The following is a 15,159-nucleotide window of genomic DNA, read 5'->3' as shown; positions in this document are numbered from 1 at the left end:
ATCAAGGTGCAGGATCAACCAGCTCCATTTCATCTGCCATCAACGCCAATGAATGATTGATCGTCATCACGCCATTGCGCTCCCATCATTTCTCGATCCACGCATGTCCATGCAGGTCTATTTCATAGACCACAAACACCTCTCCGATCATTGAACGCAGTTCACCAATTTCCTTGTCGGAAAGCGGTGCAAACACATCAGCACCAAGCTTCAGCAACCGGATCGATGAACCGGCAAGCACTGGCTTGCCATTGATATCGCAGGCTTGTGCCACATCCTTGCCTATAGGGTCGCCCACCTTCAAATCGCCCGATGCAGTACCAAACCACCTTGCAACAGCACCTGCTCGACGTGGCAAAAACCCGCATTCGTCAACGCATCACGCTGCTCGGCGACCGTCATGTACAACTGGTCGTTCTTCATCCCGTTGTCGCCTGCAAAGTGATCGCACACCAGATATATGCCACCGGGGACAAGCAAGCTCCTCGCTTGAGTATGCAACTCCCGCGCATGGCGCTTGTGTCGTAACTCGTGTACGGCCTGATTGGTGACAATCGCATCAAACAAGCCCAGGCCCTGTGTCCATTCCGGCTCCTTGAAGCTGCGTTCGACAAATTGCACCCGTGTAGCAAGCGCCCCCAAGCGCTCACGCGCAAGCTTGTGCATGGCGGGAGAAAAATCGAGCGCTACACAGGCCAGCGACGGCATTTCATTGAGCAGATGTTCAGCCAGGAAACCCGGCCCGGAACCCAGCTCAAGCACACGGCCAACCGGTGATGTCGACACCTTGAGTACAGAAGCAAAAGCAGCAAAGAACTCGCAGCGCCACGGGCGCTTGACCATGGCAGTCGCAGCCCACTCGCTGGCATCATCCATCAGCCGCAGATCAACCGGGCTTGGAACATCGTCTTGTAGCAAATCCATCATGCAATCACTCTTGTCCACACCGCTTGCCTTTGCCGCCCACGGGGCTTTGCGCCGCATGCAGCAAAGGGCGGAAATCGCTTAGTTTGAGCGCTTTTTCCTGTATCAGTTTCTGCACCTGCACTCCATTCCACACCGCAAAATCCGCCAACCTCAAATTCAAATCCGCAATCGCCGCCCGTGCACTGGCGCTGTCCTCGGCCGGATGAATGATCAGGTGGTTGATGCCGGGCGGCAGTTGCGCCAGCACGCGGTCATAGCCGTCGTAGCGCTGGCCGGGCAGGCGCTTGGCCGGATCATAGAGCATGGTGAAAGTATCGGGGGTGAGGATGCCGCCCCGCTGCAAATCACGGGTAAGCTGTAGTTGCCGGGCATAGGGCAGGCCGCCGAACTGGGCCAGCACCGGCAGGCCCGTTTCTGCTGCCAGGCCAAAATAGAGATCAGCCAGTACCGGGCTGCCGCTGGGGAAAATCATGTGTGCATCCAGATGGCTGATGGTCAGCCCGGCTGCCTTCACCTTGGCGATCTGCGCCAGCAGTTCCTTGTGCACTTCATCGGGCTTGGCGTGCTGCGCCAGCTCTTCCACCGTGGCCCACAAGTACCCCTTGGGATTGTAGAGCGATGGCACTGCGCTTTTGGGCAGCACGGCGCCCCACGGTTGTTTGTCCTGCCATTCATTGGTGAGGGTGAGGTGCACGCCCACCGCCATGCCACGCGCCTTGGCCATAGCGGCGGCGTTGGCAAAGTTGGGGGTGGGCGGCATCATCGAGATGTCCTGGATCAACCCCTTGTCGATCAGCTTGAAGGCGGCGGCGTCCAGCGCCGGGTGCATGCCGACATCGTCGGCGTTGACGATGAGCACCTTGTCCTCGGGCTGATAGCCGAGACATTCACTGAGTGGGGTGGCAACAGCAGGCAGGGCAAACAGCGCACAGCAGAGGGCAACAGCAAGTTTCATCATCAAGCGAGTTATAGTCAGTTTATTGCTTAACTATATGCCAGCAAATTGAAAGCAACCAGTTGGCATGCAACGGTGCTGTGCAGCTTGACGGGAAGGCGGTTTGCTTTTTTACTGACGGGCCATCCTGCAGGAGCAAGCATGCGTATCGCCCACACATTCACCCCCCTGTTGCTGGCCGCCGCAGCCCTGCCCGCGCTGGCCGAGGTCACCGAGCTGGATGCCATCCAGGCGCAGATCGGCAGTACTTTGGCATCGGTCGATTTTGCGCAGAAGAAATGCCCCGACCTCCACATCGACCAGGCGCGGCTGCAGGCGCAGATCAAGCGCACGCACAAGACGGCAGACGAGCTGCGCAAGGGCGAGGACTATGCCGAGCAACGCGATGTGCTGATCAGCATGGACAGCAAAGGCAGCAAAACGGCGCTGGTATGCAGCGTGCTGCCGATGGCACATGGCGGTTATGGGCGGGACATCATTGAGTGATGGCGTGCGCCAACAAAAGAATGGCTGCCCCGGGGTAGTCATTTTTTTTGGCTGCGATATCGCACATGCCCAAGCATCGCGGCTATCTACAAGCAGGCACACCGCATCAGCCGCTGAAACAAGCCGCAGGCCTGAATTGCTCCTGCGAAGGTGACGGCGTACCCGTTGCCGTAAGCGAAAGCCGTATCGGTTACGCCAAAGCGTTACCTTGGCAGCTTTATCTTGGTCTCAACCGCCACATCAGCGTAAACGCCCCATTCAACGCGCCTCCCCTGTCCCCTCCCGAGCAAGCCGCTGACAATGCTTGCGCCCTCCCGGCCGAGCCTTTAAGAGCCTTGATCGCGGCACACCGGCAGATATGCCAAACGCATTTATCTGATGCGCACCCAAGAAAAATCACTCATAATTTCAATAAATTTACTACAAAATTTCAAAATTTAAACAAATTTATAATATTTTATGACATTGCGTGAAAATATTCCGTTTTCGCGCTCCTTCAGGGAGGTAACCTTTGAAAACAACGTTTAAATCAGCCAGCCCTAGCAGCTGGCTCATGCGCCTGCTGGGTGCACTGGTGTTGTCCTGTTGGCTGCCGCTGGCCCTGGCAAGTGCGATGGTCGGCAATATGCAGACACCTCGTTCATCACAGACAGCAACCCTGCTCGCCGACGGCAGTGTGCTGGTTGCCGGGGGCGATACCGCCAGTGGCAGCTTGAGCAGCATGACCGCAACGGCAGAGCGCTACGCGCCGGCAACGTACACCTTCTCCCCTACCGGTAGCTTGCAAACCGCCCGCAGCGGCCACGCGGCCATTCGCCTGAATGATGGTCGCGTACTTGTACTCGGCGGCCTGGGCTATATCAACGGTCAGTCGGTTACACTCAAGAGTGCAGAGCTGTACGATCCTGCTACCGGTAGCTGGACGCCAACAGGCTCTATGTTGACTGCGCGACGGAGCCCAGTCGTGCTGTTGCTCAGTAGCGGCAAAGTACTGGTGGTGGGTGGTGGCAGCTCGATCCAGAGCACCGAAATCTATGACCCGGCCACCGGCAGCTTTGCAGCCAGCGGCTCACTGCAGACGGCACGCGACCAATTCGCTGCCACGGTACTGGCCGACGATCGGGTTCTGGTCGCAGGGGGCGCCCTCGGCATCGGCGGCACAACCGCAAGCGCAGAGCTCTGGACACCGGGCAGCGGCACCTGGGCATATACCGGTTCCATGCTGTCAGCTCGTGCGTACGCAAGCGCCACGCTGCTCAAGAGCGGCAAGGTCCTGATCGCAGGCGGTAACGCAAGTAGCACCTTCCCGTCCGGCACCGAGCTATTTGATCCGGTCAGCAACACGTTCAGTGCGGGCCCGGTCATGCAGACACCCCGCAGCACTCACCAGGCGTCGTTGCTGGCAGACGGCAGCGTCCTGGTCACTGGCGGCTGGAATTCAAGCTATGTCACACAAACCAGCGCCGAGCTTTATAACCCGCAAAGCAACAGCTGGCAGCAGACCGGCACCACCAGCTCGCGCAACTGGGGCATTGCAACCGTGCTGGGTACTGGCGATGCCATACTCATCACCGGCAGTAGCTCCAGCAGTCTCGCGGCCACCGCGGAATGGTTCAGCCCCGCATGTGGCCTGATCAGCAATGCAACCAATCCTGCATCGCTGCTGTTCCCGCAAAGTGGGGGCCCGGGGTCGTTTACCGTTACTTTGCCTGCCAACTGCCTGTGGTCTGTGAACCGCCCCTCAGGCTGGCTCAGCATTACCGGCAGCGGCATGGGCAGCGGCAATGGCATCGTTACATTCAACGTTGCAAGCTTTACCCCGCCACCCAATCAGATTGGCCGGGGCGCTACGCTATTCGTCAATGAAAGCGCCGTATCAATCAACCAGAACCTGGGCACCAACACCGCAGCCATGACGCCCGCCTCGCAGGCATTCACTGCAGCCGGGGGCAGCGGCAATATCAGCGTCAGCGTGCCGGCCGGCACCAATTGGTCTGTCACCAATATTCCTGCCTGGATCAGCACATCCCAAACGGCAGGCAATGGCAGCGCAACGCTCAGCTTTACCGTAGCGCCAAACAGCGGGGATGCGCGGATCGCCTGGCTTCAGATTGCCGGCCTGAGCTTTACCGTAACCCAGGCAGCCGCAGCACCAAGCTGCACCCCTACCCTGTCGAGCAACAGCGCCAGTTTTGGTCCAGCCACCGTCAGCGGCAATGTTGCCTTGACCGTTGCCAGTGGTTGCACGTGGAGCGTTACCGGCGTTCCGGCTTGGGTCACCGTCAGCCCGCTTGCGGGTAGCGGTGGCGCCCAGATCAGTTTTACCCTGGCCAGCAATTCCGGCGCGGCGCGCAGCGCAACACTTGCCATTGCCGGGCAGAATTACACCGTTTCCCAAGCTGCTGCTTCGGCGTGTTCTCAGCCATTGCTGTCGACTTCGACCCAGAACTTTGCGGCTGCCGGTGGGCCGGGTAGCGTCAATGTCTCGGCTACAGCAGGTTGCAGCTGGACGGCTACCGGCCTGCCCGACTGGCTTACCCCGACGGGCAGCGCCAGTGGCAATGGCAACGGTGTGTTCAACTATACCGTCGCACCGAATACCAACAGCGCCAGCCCGCGCGTCGCCACGCTGCAAATTGGCGGCAGCAACTACACCGTATCGCAACCGGCCGGACTCTCCGTGGGCTGCGTCGGGTCCACCAGCGGTGCGGCGCCGGCAACCGCAAACAGCCAGGGCGACACCCAGTCGATTTTCATTTATGCAAGCAATAGCTGCAGCTGGACGGTCGGTGCTTTGCCTGGCTGGATTACGCTCACCTCCCCAGCCAGCAATGTGGGGCAAATCTCCCTGAAATACAGCGTAGCGCCCAACGATGGCCCCGCCCGCAGCGCCATACTGGCAGCGGCAGGTCTGAATATCACGATCAATCAGGCGGCAAGCAGCCAGCCGGCCGCATGCCTGCCTGTCGAAATACGCCCAGGCATCGCACAGAGCGGTTCCTTGTCGTACTCATCGTGCACGGCGGGCGCACGCGGCAGTAGCTACTTCACCAATCGCCACAGTTTTTACGCCACGGCGGGCCAGGCTATCAGCATCCAGCTCAATGGCGGTTTCGACACTTATCTGTACCTGAAGGACCCGAATGGCATCGTGATCGCCAGCAATGACGATGACATCGGCAGCGGGCTGAATGGCAATTCGCGCATTCCACCAGGTGCGGGCAGCTTCACTCTCCCTGCCAGCATCAGTGGCACCTATGTGATTGAAGTAACGTCATATCTGCAGCGGATCATCGGCAACTACAGTTTGAAGCTGAATACCTACTAAATCCTGCAATGCAAAACGGCCATGGTGCATGCCCATGGCCGTTTTTTTCAGATCGCCACAGGCAGAACCTGCCAGGGTTCTGCGCTTACATCGCTTCCAGCGCCTGAATACCCAGCAGGCCCAGACCGGTTTCCAACGTCTTGCCGGTGAGCTTGGCCAGTTGCAGGCGGCTGGCTTGCACGTCGCCTTCGCTCTTCAGAATCGGGCAGGCTTCGTAGAAGCGCATGAACTGCGTGGCCAGCTGGTAGAGGTAACCGCACAGGAAGTGCGGGCAGGCATCAAGCGCGGTGGCGTGCAGTACGTCGCCAAAGCGGGCCAGCTCCAGCGCCAGTGCGTGTTCGGCCGGCTCCACGACGTTGATCGGTGCTGCGGCGACATCGCCAGCCTTGCGGAAGATGCCGGCAATGCGGGTGCAGGCATATTGCAGATACGGCGCGGTGTTGCCCTCGAAGGACAGCATGGTGTCCCAGCTGAACTGATAGTCGCTGGTGCGGTGCTTGGACAGGTCGGCATACTTTACCGCGCCAATGCCGACGGCCTGCGCAACGTCCTGACGTACCGAGGCTGGCAGGTCGGGGTTCTTTTCCGAGACCAGTGCGTAGGCACGGCTGACGGCTTCGTCCAGCAGCTCCACCAGCTTGATGGTATCGCCGCTCCGGGTTTTGAACGGCTTGCCATCTTCACCCATCATGGTACCGAAGGCGACGTGTTCCAGCTGCATGCTGGCCGGCACGAAGCCCGCCTTGCGGCCGAGGGTAAACAGTTGCTGGAAATGCAGCGCCTGCCGCGCATCGACCACGTAGAGCGAGCGATCCGCATGCAGCACGCCATGGCGATAGCGCAGCGTGGCCAGATCGCTGGTGCTGTAGAGGAAGCCACCGCCCTGCTTCTGGATGATGTAGGCCGCGGCTTCGCCGTCCTTGTTCTTGAATTCGTCCAGGAACACCACCTGCGCGCCCTGACTTTCGGTCAGTAGCCCTTGCGCACGCAGGTCTTCCACCACCTTGGGCAGGTCGTCGTTATAGGCCGACTCGCCACGCACGTCGGCACGGGTGAGCTGCACGCCCAGCTTGCTGTAGACCGCCTCGCAGTGGGACATGGAGACATTGAGGAACTGCAGCCACAGTGCCTGCACTTGCGGATCACCGCTTTGCAGTTTCACCACATATTCGCGCGCGGTATCGGCAAAGGCCGGGTCTTCGTCGAAGCGTACCTTGGCGGCACGGTAGAAGTTTTCCAGATCGTCCAGCGCGATGGCGGCACCGCCGGCCTTGTCCTGGTCGACCAGATAGGCGGTGAGCATGCCGAACTGCGTACCCCAGTCACCCACGTGATTCTGACGCACCACCTTGTGGCCGAGGAAATCCAGCAGCCGCGCCAGCGCATCGCCAATGATGGTGGAGCGCAGATGGCCGACGTGCATTTCCTTGGCGAGGTTGGGCGACGAGTAATCGACCACCACGGTCTGTGCAGCCGGCAGCGGCACGCCCAGTTTCGCATCGGCCAGCGCGGCATTGGCACGCGCAGCGAGGAAGCCATCGGCCAGCTTGATGTTGATGAAGCCGGGGCCAGCGATTTCCAGCGTGTCGGCAATCCCGGCCAGGTCGACGTGATCGATCACCGCCTGCGCCAGTTCGCGGGGGTTCTTTTTCAGTTGCTTGGCCGCGCCCATGGCGCCGTTGGCCTGATAGTCGCCGAACTCGGGGCGGGCTGCCGGCTGGATGACGGGGTTGGCATCAGGCGCGCCGGCGGCGGCAAACGCAGCGGCAAAGCGCGCATTCAACAACTGCAACAAAGTGGTATCGGTCAACACTGCTACTCCGGTTCTTTTGACTTCATTCAGCGGCCCTGCGGCCATCAGAATTCCTGTGGATCGATGTCGGTCGTCACGCGGACGCCCGACGGTATTTGTGCGCTGTGCAGCCAGTGATCCAGCGCCTGCTGCAATACGCCGCGTTGCGGCGCGCTCAGCACCAGCTGCGCACGCTCTACGCCGGCCTTGCGCACCAGCGTGGCGGGTACCGGGTCATTCACGGTGATGCCGGCGGCGCGCAGATCGGCCTGTGCGGCCTTGAGCACGCCCATGGCGCGCGGCATCTGCCTGGCCTCGGCGCGCAGCATGGCCCAGTGGCTGGCGGGTGGCAGCAGCAATTGCTTGCGCTGCGCCAGTTGCTCGTCGGCAAAGGCGGCATAGTCGCCCCGCACCAGCGCGCCGAAAAACGGGTGCTCGGGATAATGCGTCTGGATCAGCACGCGGCCCGGCTGCCCGGCACGCCCGGCCCGGCCGGCCACCTGCAGCAGCTGCGCATACAGGCGCTCTTCGGCGCGGAAATCGACGCTGAACAAGCCGCTGTCTGCGCCCAGCACCAGCACCAGCTGCAGCTTGGCAAAATCATGCCCCTTGGCCAGCATTTGCGTGCCGACCAGCAAGCGCGCTTCACCTGCGTGCACCTGCGCCAGCATTGCTTCCAGGCTACCCTTGCGTCGCGTGTTGTCGCGGTCGATGCGCAGCGGCGGCGTTTCGGGGAAACGGCTCGCCAGTATATCCTCAATCCGCTGTGTGCCCTGCCCCAGCGGCTGCAAATCCTGATTGCCGCAGTCCGGGCAGGCGACGGGCGGCATGATCTCGTAGCCACAATGGTGGCAGCGCAGGCGGCGCTCGCTCAGGTGCAGCACCAGCTTGGCCGAGCACCGTTTGCAGCCGGAAATCCAGCCGCAGTCTCGGCACGAGAGCACCGGCGCATAACCACGCCGGTTGATGAATACCAGCGCCTGCCCACCACTATTGAGTGTGCGCGCCAGCGCATCCAGCGCCAGCGGGTGGATGCCATCCGGCATGTAGACGCGGCCGGTAGGCAGCAGCTCGATCTTGGGCGCCACTGCGCCCGTAACCGCCCGCTGCTTGAGCTGCAGCAAGCGATAGCGGCCCTCGCGCGCGTTCTTCCAGCTTTCCAGGCTGGGCGTGGCCGAGCCCAGCAGCACCGGCACCTTGCGCTGATTGGCGCGGTACACCGCCAGATCGCGCGCCGAATAGCGCACGCCTTCGGATTGCCGGTAGGAAGGGTCGTGCTCTTCATCCACCACGATCAGCCCCAGCGCCGGCAGCGGTGCGAATACCGCCAGCCGCGTGCCGAGTACGATGCGCGCCTCGCCGCGCGCGGCCATCAGCCAGTTGCGCGTGCGTTCGCCCTCCGCCAGCCCGCTGTGCAGGCTGACCACGCACTCCTCGGGAAAGCGCTGGCGAAAGCGCCCTTCCAGCTGCGGGGTGAGGTTGATTTCCGGCACCAGCACCAGCGCCTGCTGGCCACGCTGCAATACCGCCTCAATACTGCGCAGATAGACTTCGGTCTTGCCGCTGCCGGTAATGCCATACAGCAGCCAGGGAACAAAACCTTGCGCTGCGCCGAGTGCATCCACCGCAGCAGCCTGTTCGGCCTGCAACTCGGGGCGCGGGCCGGTATGCACCTGGCCCGGTGCGGGCGGCTGCCATGGCCGGGTGATGACTTGCCCGGCCGCCTGCCAGTCCTTCAGCCAGCGGCTGGCATCGCTCGCCACTGCACGCAGCTCGTCGATGCGGCGCGGCTGGCGCAATGCCTCGGCCAGTGCGCGTTGCTTGCGCGCGCGGGCAGACAACGTGGCGAGCAGTGCCTCGACATCGGGCGCCGCATAGGCCAGTTCGGCCTCGAAGCCACTCCACACCTTGGGCTGGCGGAACACGGTGGGCAGCGCCCCTGCCAGCACCTGGCCGATGGGTGCCAGGTAATAGTCGGCCACGAAGCGGCACAGCGCCAGCACGTCGGCCGGTAGTGCCGGCATGTCGCCGGGGGCGGATTCGATATCGCGGATGCCGGCAAAGTCCGGCGCGATCTGGCTGAGTGCGGTCACCACGCCCGACAGCCGCTGGCGACCGAAGGGCACCACCACGCGCTCGCCCACGGCCGGCAGCACACCGGCCACGCGGTAATCAAAGCTGCGGGCCAGTGGCACATCCAGTGCGACGGCGGCATAAAAATCAGCGGCGTGATCGGTCATGTCGTAAGCATAAGTTCACGATTTCTTCACAGACGAACGATCCACAGAAGCTGTGGATAATTTTGTGGGCAAATCACGATTATCTGCCCTGAAGCGAAGCGTGGCCTTGATTGCAGTTAAGTTGCTTATTTTTTAAACCGAAAAATTTAGTCTTTACAAATCAAAGACTTGATCATTTTGCTGCTATATCAGCAAACACTGCGCGGCGGCATTGACAAGCTATTTTTCTTACGCTCCAAGTCTGTGCATAACTTAGCGCAGACTTTAAAGTGCTTGCTTGAGGAACAAGGTGCAAGTCCTTGTTCCCATGCAGTTTTTACTTTTAGCCCTGTTTACCCGAGAACCGATGAACGGCATTGACCAAGGCGGTTACATGCTCGGGATTGGTGAACTGGCTGATGCCGTGGCCGAGGTTGAACACATGACCCGTGCCACCACCGTAAGCTTTCAACAAGCGGGCGACTTCAGCCTCGATGGCCGCCGGTTTGGCGAACAATGCGTTGGGGTCGAAATTGCCCTGCAGCGCCACCTTGTCACCCACGCGGCGGCGGGCATCGCCCAGATCCACCGTCCAGTCCAGCCCTAGGGCATCACAACCAGTGGCCGCCAGTTCTTCCAGCCACAGGCCACCGCCCTTGGTGAACAGAATGACCGGCACACGGCGACCATCGGCCTCGCGCTTGAGGCCGGCCACGATGCGCTGCATATAGGACAGCGAGAATTCCTGATACTTGCCAAAGGCCAGCGCGCCGCCCCAGGTATCGAAAATCTGCACCGCCTGCGCACCGGCATCAATCTGCGCATTCAGGTACAGGGTCACTGCCTGCGCATTGATGTCGAGGATGTGGTGCAGCAGCTCGGGGCGGTCATACATCAGGGTCTTGACCTTGCTGAAGGTGTCCGAGCCACCGCCTTCGATCATGTAGCACGCCAGCGTGAATGGCGAACCGGAGAAACCGATCAGCGGCACACGGCCATCCAGCGCGCGGCGGATGCTGCCCACGGCATCGAACACGTACTGCAAGCTGGCCATGTCCGGCACCCGCAGCGCCTTGATCGCGGCCTCATCCACAAGCGGGCGCTCGAACTTCGGCCCCTCGCCCTCGGCAAAGTACAGACCCAGGCCCATCGCATCCGGCACGGTGAGGATGTCGCTGAACAGGATGGCCGCATCGAGCGGGAAACGATCCAGCGGCTGCAAAGTGACTTCGGTGGCAAACTCCTTGGACTTGCACAAATCCATGAACGAGCCAGCCGTTTTGCGCGACGCACGGTACTCGGGCAGATAGCGCCCAGCCTGGCGCATCAGCCAGACGGGGGTGTAGTCAACGGGCTGGCGCAGCAGTGCGCGCAGGAAGGTATCGTTTTTCAGTGCGGTCATTTTCTTTCCTACGCCGGCCCGTTCTGCGAACCGGCAAAAATCATCAGGCCAAAGCCCAGTGGCCATCGCCGTGGCAGTTGAGCACGCGATCATGGAAGGCTTTCAGCGTGCTGCGATGCGCCACGCTGATGATCACGCCCTCCGGCAAGGCGTCGATCACGGCTTGATAGACGGCCGCCTCGGTCGCTTCGTCGATGGCCGAAGTCGCTTCATCCAGCACCAGCACCGCCGGACGATGCAACAGGGCACGCGCCAGTGCGATGCGCTGCTGCTCACCCCAGCTCAATACGTGCGCCCATTGATCGGTATCGTCGAGACGGCTGACCAGATAGCTGAGCTGCATGGTGGCCAATACCTGCTGCAAACGTTCGTTGTCCTCAATGGCTGCGTGCGGATAAGACAAGGCCTCGCGCAACGTGCCCAGCGGCAGATACGGCCGCTGCGACAGGAACAGCGTATCGGGGTGATGTGGATAGGCTACGTCGCCCGCCGCAAATGGCCAGATGCCGGCCAAGGTGCGCAGGAACATGCTCTTGCCGCAACCGGAGCGGCCTTGGATCAACAGACGGTCGCCTGCAATCAGGTCGAGACTGAAATCAGCAATCACGGTTTCGCCATCCGGCTTGCGTACCGATACGTTCGCCAGTGCCAACCCTTGCTCGCGATCAGCCACCGGCAACACCGGCAATGTGGCGGCCTTGGCAATACCGAGATCAAAGGTATATAGGCGATCGATCACCGCCTTCCAGGTCGCCAGCGTCCCGAACGAATCAATGATGAACTGCAGCGCGTCATACACCCGCCCGAAGGTGGACGAAATCTGCATCAACTGACCCAGCGCAAATTCCTTGGCCAGATAGCGCGGCCCAGCCACGAAGAAGGGGAAAATGATCGCCAATTGGCCCCAGAAAGACGTGAATGAACCCAGCCGCTTCTGCATGCGCATCAACTGCCAGTAGTTCTGCACGATGCGGCCCAGCCGCAAATCCAGGCGTTTGCTTTCCTCGCCCTCGCCGCGATACAGCGCAATGGATTCGGCATTTTCGCGCAACCGCACCAGGCTGTAGCGGAAATCAGCCTCGAAGCGCTGTTGCAGGAAGTTCAGGCCGATCAATGGGCGGCCGATGAAAAAGGTCAGCACGGTGCCGATCAATGCGTACACCACCGCCACCCAGACCATATAGCCCGGAATGGACACGGCGTGGCCGGCCAGCGTGAAGGACAGTGCACCGGACAGAGTCCACAGCACGCCGACAAAGGACACCAGCGAGACCACCGAGCGCAGCAGATCAACCGACAGGCTGAGCGAAGCGCCAACAAAATCCCTGACGTCCTCGGCAATACGTTGATCGGGGTTGTCGGTCGCAGCATCGGTCAGCTGCAAACGGTAATAGCGTTGATCCTGCAACCATTTCTGCTGGAAATGCTCGGTCAGCCACTTGCGCCATTTCACTTCCAGCATCTGGCGGAAGTAGGTGCCATGCACGGCAAAGATGATGTAGAAGAAGGCGAGAATGGCGAAGCGCTTTTGCGCGGCCCAGAAAGCAGGCACGTCGTAATTCTGCAGCGCGGTATAAAAGTCGTTGTACCAGGCATTCACCTGCACCGTCATGTAGACAACCGCCAACGACAACGCGACCACCAGCGCAAGCAGGCCCAGCCCTTGCCATTTCTGGTCCGAGGTCCAGTACGGACGTGCCAGCGACCAGAACTGGTGCGCCAGATCACGCAGCTTGATCTTGGGGGCTTGAAACTCGGCAACGCGATCTGTCATTTCACCCTCATCAAAGAAAACGGGCTGAAGCCCAGCCCGTTGTGCATCACGGAAAACAAAGTCACTTGCAAGGCTTGTTGGTCCAGCCCTTGCCGCCACGGCGGCATTTCCAGTCCTGCTTGGCTGAGTCGATCACCCAGCCGCTTTCCTCTACATGCAGGGCCAACAGGTAGCGCTGGCTGGCGATGGCATCATCGGTCAGGCCGGCCATTACTACCTCGACCTGTACATGCTCGCGGTCTTCGCCCTTGCGCAGCTGCTTGATGCTGAGCGTCTGGTAGTCGCTCAGCCCCACCTCGTCGGCAATGCGGTCCTTGAGGTAGTCATAGACCACCGGCACCGGTGCCAGGCCGCGCTCGCCACGGAACAGCACCGGGGCAGGCGCGGCGTCTTCGGCCAGCGCAGCACCGGCAGTCAAAAGGGCAACGACGAGGGCGGCGATACGCATCATTTGGCTTCCTTGCCCGCCCACGCATCCTTGAGCGTGACGGTGCGGTTGAACACCGGTTTACCGCCGGCCACATGGTCGTGGCGGTCGGTGACGAAGTAACCCAGGCGCTCGAACTGATAGCGCGTTTCCGGCGCAGCACTGGCAACGACCGGCTCGACGTAGGCCGTAATGGTCCTGAACGATTCCGGGTTGATGAATTGCTTGAAGTCGACGTACTGGCCATCGTCGCCGCGCACTGCATCAGGGCGGGCTTCGGTGAACAGGCGGTCGTACAGGCGCACTTCGGCTTCGATAGCGTGCTCGGCCGAGATCCAGTGAATCACGCCCTTGACCTTGCGGCCCACCGGGTTCTGGCCAAGGGTGGCCGGGTCGATGCTGCACTTGAGCTCGACCACATTGCCGGCGGCGTCCTTGATCACTTCATCGCACTTGATCACGTAGGAGTAGCGCAGGCGCACTTCGCTACCCAATGTCAGCCGCTGCCAACCGGCCGGTGGGACTTCGGCAAAGTCTTCGCGCTCGACATAGATCGTCGGCGCAATCGGCACTTCGCGCTCGCCCCATTCGGCATGGTGCGGATGGTAAGGCGCGCTACGGCTGGCGGTGACGCCGGCCTCGAAATTGGTCAGCGTGACCTTGATCGGGTCCAGCACGGCGATGACGCGCGGGCAGGCTTCTTCCAGCGTTTCGCGCACCGACCCTTCCAGGATGCTGTAGTCGATGATGTTTTCGCCCTTGGACACACCAATGCGCTGCGAAAACAGCTTGATGCCTTCCGGCGAGTAACCACGGCGGCGCATGCCGGTGATGGTGGGCATGCGCGGGTCGTCCCAACCGCTTACCAGCTTTTCGGTCACCAGCTGATTGAGCTTGCGCTTGGAGGTGATGGTGTACAGCAGTTCCAGTCGCGAGAATTCGATCTGTTGCGGATGATGGCCCAGGCTGATGTTGTCCAGCACCCAGTCGTACAACGGGCGGTGGTCTTCAAACTCCAGCGTGCACAGCGAGTGGGTGATGCCTTCCAGCGCGTCCGAAATGCAGTGGGTGTAGTCGTACATCGGGTAGATGCACCAGCTATCACCGGTCTTGATGTGCGTTTCGCGCTTGATGCGGTAGATCACCGGATCGCGCAGGTTCAGGTTGGGCGACGCCATGTCGATTTTCAGACGCAGCGTCTTGCTGCCGTCGGCAAACTCGCCAGCGCGCATGCGGCGGAACAGGTCGAGGTTTTCTTCAACCGAACGGGTGCGATACGGGCTGTCCTTGCCGGGCTTGGAGAAATCGCCACGGTATTCGCGCATTTGCTCGGCGTTCAGCTCGCAAACGAAGGCCTTGCCGGCGCTGATCAGCTCTTCGGCATAGCCATACAGCTGCTCGAAGTAGTCGGAGGCATGGCGCACGGCGCCATTCCACTCGAAGCCGAGCCAGCGCACATCGGCCTCGATGGCGGCGGCGTATTCGTCTTCTTCCTTCTCCGGGTTGGTATCGTCCATGCGCAGATTGCACTGGCCCTGGTAATCCTGCGCGATGCCGAAATTCAGGCAGATCGACTTGGCGTGGCCGACGTGCAGGTAACCATTGGGTTCAGGCGGAAAGCGCGTCACCACGGACGTACGCTTGCCCGAGGCAAGATCGCCATCAATGATGGCGCGGATGAAGTTGCTGACTGGGGCTTCGGTGCTCATAAGCGCGGAAAAGGCGGACAGATTCAAAGGACAGATTGTAGCGGAAAGCGCCCTTTGTCGGGCCAGACCACGTGCAACTGGATTTATTCCACCCCCACGGGTCTAACACCAAGTCATAGCCCCACCTCGACCGCCCTCCC

At 61.0% G+C, this 15,159-nt stretch carries 12 protein-coding genes; 3 read left to right on the top strand and 9 right to left on the bottom strand.

The window, feature by feature from the left end:
• Positions 1–85 precede the first annotated feature (85 nt).
• Genes B9A19_RS01520 through B9A19_RS01510 form a run of 3 tightly spaced genes read right to left on the bottom strand, consistent with a single transcriptional unit; the run spans position 86 to position 1,885 of the window.
• Entirely contained in the window at positions 86–304 is a 219-nt protein-coding gene (locus tag B9A19_RS01520) for a hypothetical protein (protein WP_084088761.1), read from the bottom strand.
• Positions 301–927: a class I SAM-dependent methyltransferase gene (locus B9A19_RS01515; RefSeq protein ID WP_217806943.1), complete on the bottom strand. Its 627-nt coding sequence runs from the start codon at positions 925–927 to the stop codon at positions 301–303. Before B9A19_RS01515 ends, B9A19_RS01520 begins: the two co-directional genes overlap by 4 nt.
• Positions 928–931: 4 nt before the next feature.
• Complete coding sequence (locus B9A19_RS01510; protein WP_139798584.1) at positions 932–1,885, bottom strand: polysaccharide deacetylase family protein; 954 nt, start codon at positions 1,883–1,885, stop codon at positions 932–934.
• 138 nt (positions 1,886–2,023) lie between these two features.
• Here B9A19_RS01510 and B9A19_RS01505 point away from each other — a divergent pair, with 138 nt between their 5' ends.
• The 3 genes from B9A19_RS01505 (at position 2,024) to B9A19_RS01500 (ending at position 5,696) form a co-directional block, all read left to right on the top strand.
• Entirely contained in the window at positions 2,024–2,368 is a 345-nt protein-coding gene (locus tag B9A19_RS01505; protein ID WP_084088758.1) for a hypothetical protein, read from the top strand.
• 65 nt (positions 2,369–2,433) lie between these two features.
• Complete coding sequence (locus B9A19_RS21920; protein WP_139798583.1) at positions 2,434–2,841, top strand: hypothetical protein; 408 nt, start codon at positions 2,434–2,436, stop codon at positions 2,839–2,841.
• 80 nt (positions 2,842–2,921) lie between these two features.
• On the top strand, positions 2,922–5,696 hold the full coding sequence (locus B9A19_RS01500) for a BACON domain-containing protein (protein WP_084088757.1): 2,775 nt from the start codon (positions 2,922–2,924) through the stop codon (positions 5,694–5,696).
• 85 nt (positions 5,697–5,781) lie between these two features.
• On the opposite strand, the gene argS is transcribed toward B9A19_RS01500, so the two are convergent.
• The 6 genes from argS to B9A19_RS01470 form a co-directional block, all read right to left on the bottom strand.
• A complete protein-coding gene (gene argS / locus B9A19_RS01495; RefSeq protein ID WP_245804236.1) occupies positions 5,782–7,506 on the bottom strand; it encodes an arginine--tRNA ligase in 1,725 nt (574 codons plus the stop codon).
• Positions 7,507–7,553: 47 nt separating this feature from the next.
• Positions 7,554–9,728, bottom strand: coding sequence for a primosomal protein N' (locus B9A19_RS01490; protein ID WP_084088755.1), 2,175 nt, complete (start codon positions 9,726–9,728; stop codon positions 7,554–7,556).
• Positions 9,729–10,050: 322 nt separating this feature from the next.
• Entirely contained in the window at positions 10,051–11,109 is a 1,059-nt protein-coding gene (gene hemE, locus B9A19_RS01485) for a uroporphyrinogen decarboxylase (protein WP_084088754.1), read from the bottom strand.
• A 43-nt stretch (positions 11,110–11,152) separates the two neighbouring features.
• Positions 11,153–12,883 carry an ABC transporter ATP-binding protein/permease gene (locus B9A19_RS01480; RefSeq protein WP_084088753.1) on the bottom strand — a complete coding sequence of 577 codons (1,731 nt, stop codon included), beginning with the start codon at positions 12,881–12,883 and terminating at the stop codon, positions 11,153–11,155.
• A gap of 61 nt (positions 12,884–12,944) precedes the next feature.
• Positions 12,945–13,334 carry a hypothetical protein gene (locus tag B9A19_RS01475; protein ID WP_084088752.1) on the bottom strand — a complete coding sequence of 130 codons (390 nt, stop codon included), beginning with the start codon at positions 13,332–13,334 and terminating at the stop codon, positions 12,945–12,947.
• Positions 13,331–15,019 carry a glutamine--tRNA ligase/YqeY domain fusion protein gene (locus tag B9A19_RS01470; RefSeq protein WP_084088751.1) on the bottom strand — a complete coding sequence of 563 codons (1,689 nt, stop codon included), beginning with the start codon at positions 15,017–15,019 and terminating at the stop codon, positions 13,331–13,333. The genes B9A19_RS01475 and B9A19_RS01470 overlap by 4 nt, the downstream gene beginning before the upstream one ends.
• Positions 15,020–15,159 lie beyond the last annotated feature (140 nt).

The organism is Andreprevotia lacus DSM 23236, from assembly GCF_900176275.1.
GTDB lineage: Bacteria > Pseudomonadota > Gammaproteobacteria > Burkholderiales > Chitinibacteraceae > Andreprevotia > Andreprevotia lacus.
This window is presented reverse-complemented; position numbering and strand designations above follow the sequence as displayed.

What these genes read in the sequence shown, in the direction of transcription:
- B9A19_RS01515 (WP_217806943.1), bottom strand. Translation starts at nt 927, where the DNA reads ATGATGGATTTGCTACAAGACGATGTTCCAAGCCCGGTTGATCTGCGG.
- B9A19_RS01510 (WP_139798584.1), bottom strand. Translation starts at nt 1,885, where the DNA reads ATGATGAAACTTGCTGTTGCCCTCTGCTGTGCGCTGTTTGCCCTGCCT.
- B9A19_RS01505 (WP_084088758.1), top strand. Translation starts at nt 2,024, where the DNA reads ATGCGTATCGCCCACACATTCACCCCCCTGTTGCTGGCCGCCGCAGCC.
- B9A19_RS21920 (WP_139798583.1), top strand. Translation starts at nt 2,434, where the DNA reads ATGCCCAAGCATCGCGGCTATCTACAAGCAGGCACACCGCATCAGCCG.
- B9A19_RS01500 (WP_084088757.1), top strand. Translation starts at nt 2,922, where the DNA reads ATGCGCCTGCTGGGTGCACTGGTGTTGTCCTGTTGGCTGCCGCTGGCC.
- B9A19_RS01490 (WP_084088755.1), bottom strand. Translation starts at nt 9,728, where the DNA reads ATGACCGATCACGCCGCTGATTTTTATGCCGCCGTCGCACTGGATGTG.
- hemE (WP_084088754.1), bottom strand. Translation starts at nt 11,109, where the DNA reads ATGACCGCACTGAAAAACGATACCTTCCTGCGCGCACTGCTGCGCCAG.
- B9A19_RS01480 (WP_084088753.1), bottom strand. Translation starts at nt 12,883, where the DNA reads ATGACAGATCGCGTTGCCGAGTTTCAAGCCCCCAAGATCAAGCTGCGT.
- B9A19_RS01475 (WP_084088752.1), bottom strand. Translation starts at nt 13,334, where the DNA reads ATGATGCGTATCGCCGCCCTCGTCGTTGCCCTTTTGACTGCCGGTGCT.
- B9A19_RS01470 (WP_084088751.1), bottom strand. Translation starts at nt 15,019, where the DNA reads ATGAGCACCGAAGCCCCAGTCAGCAACTTCATCCGCGCCATCATTGAT.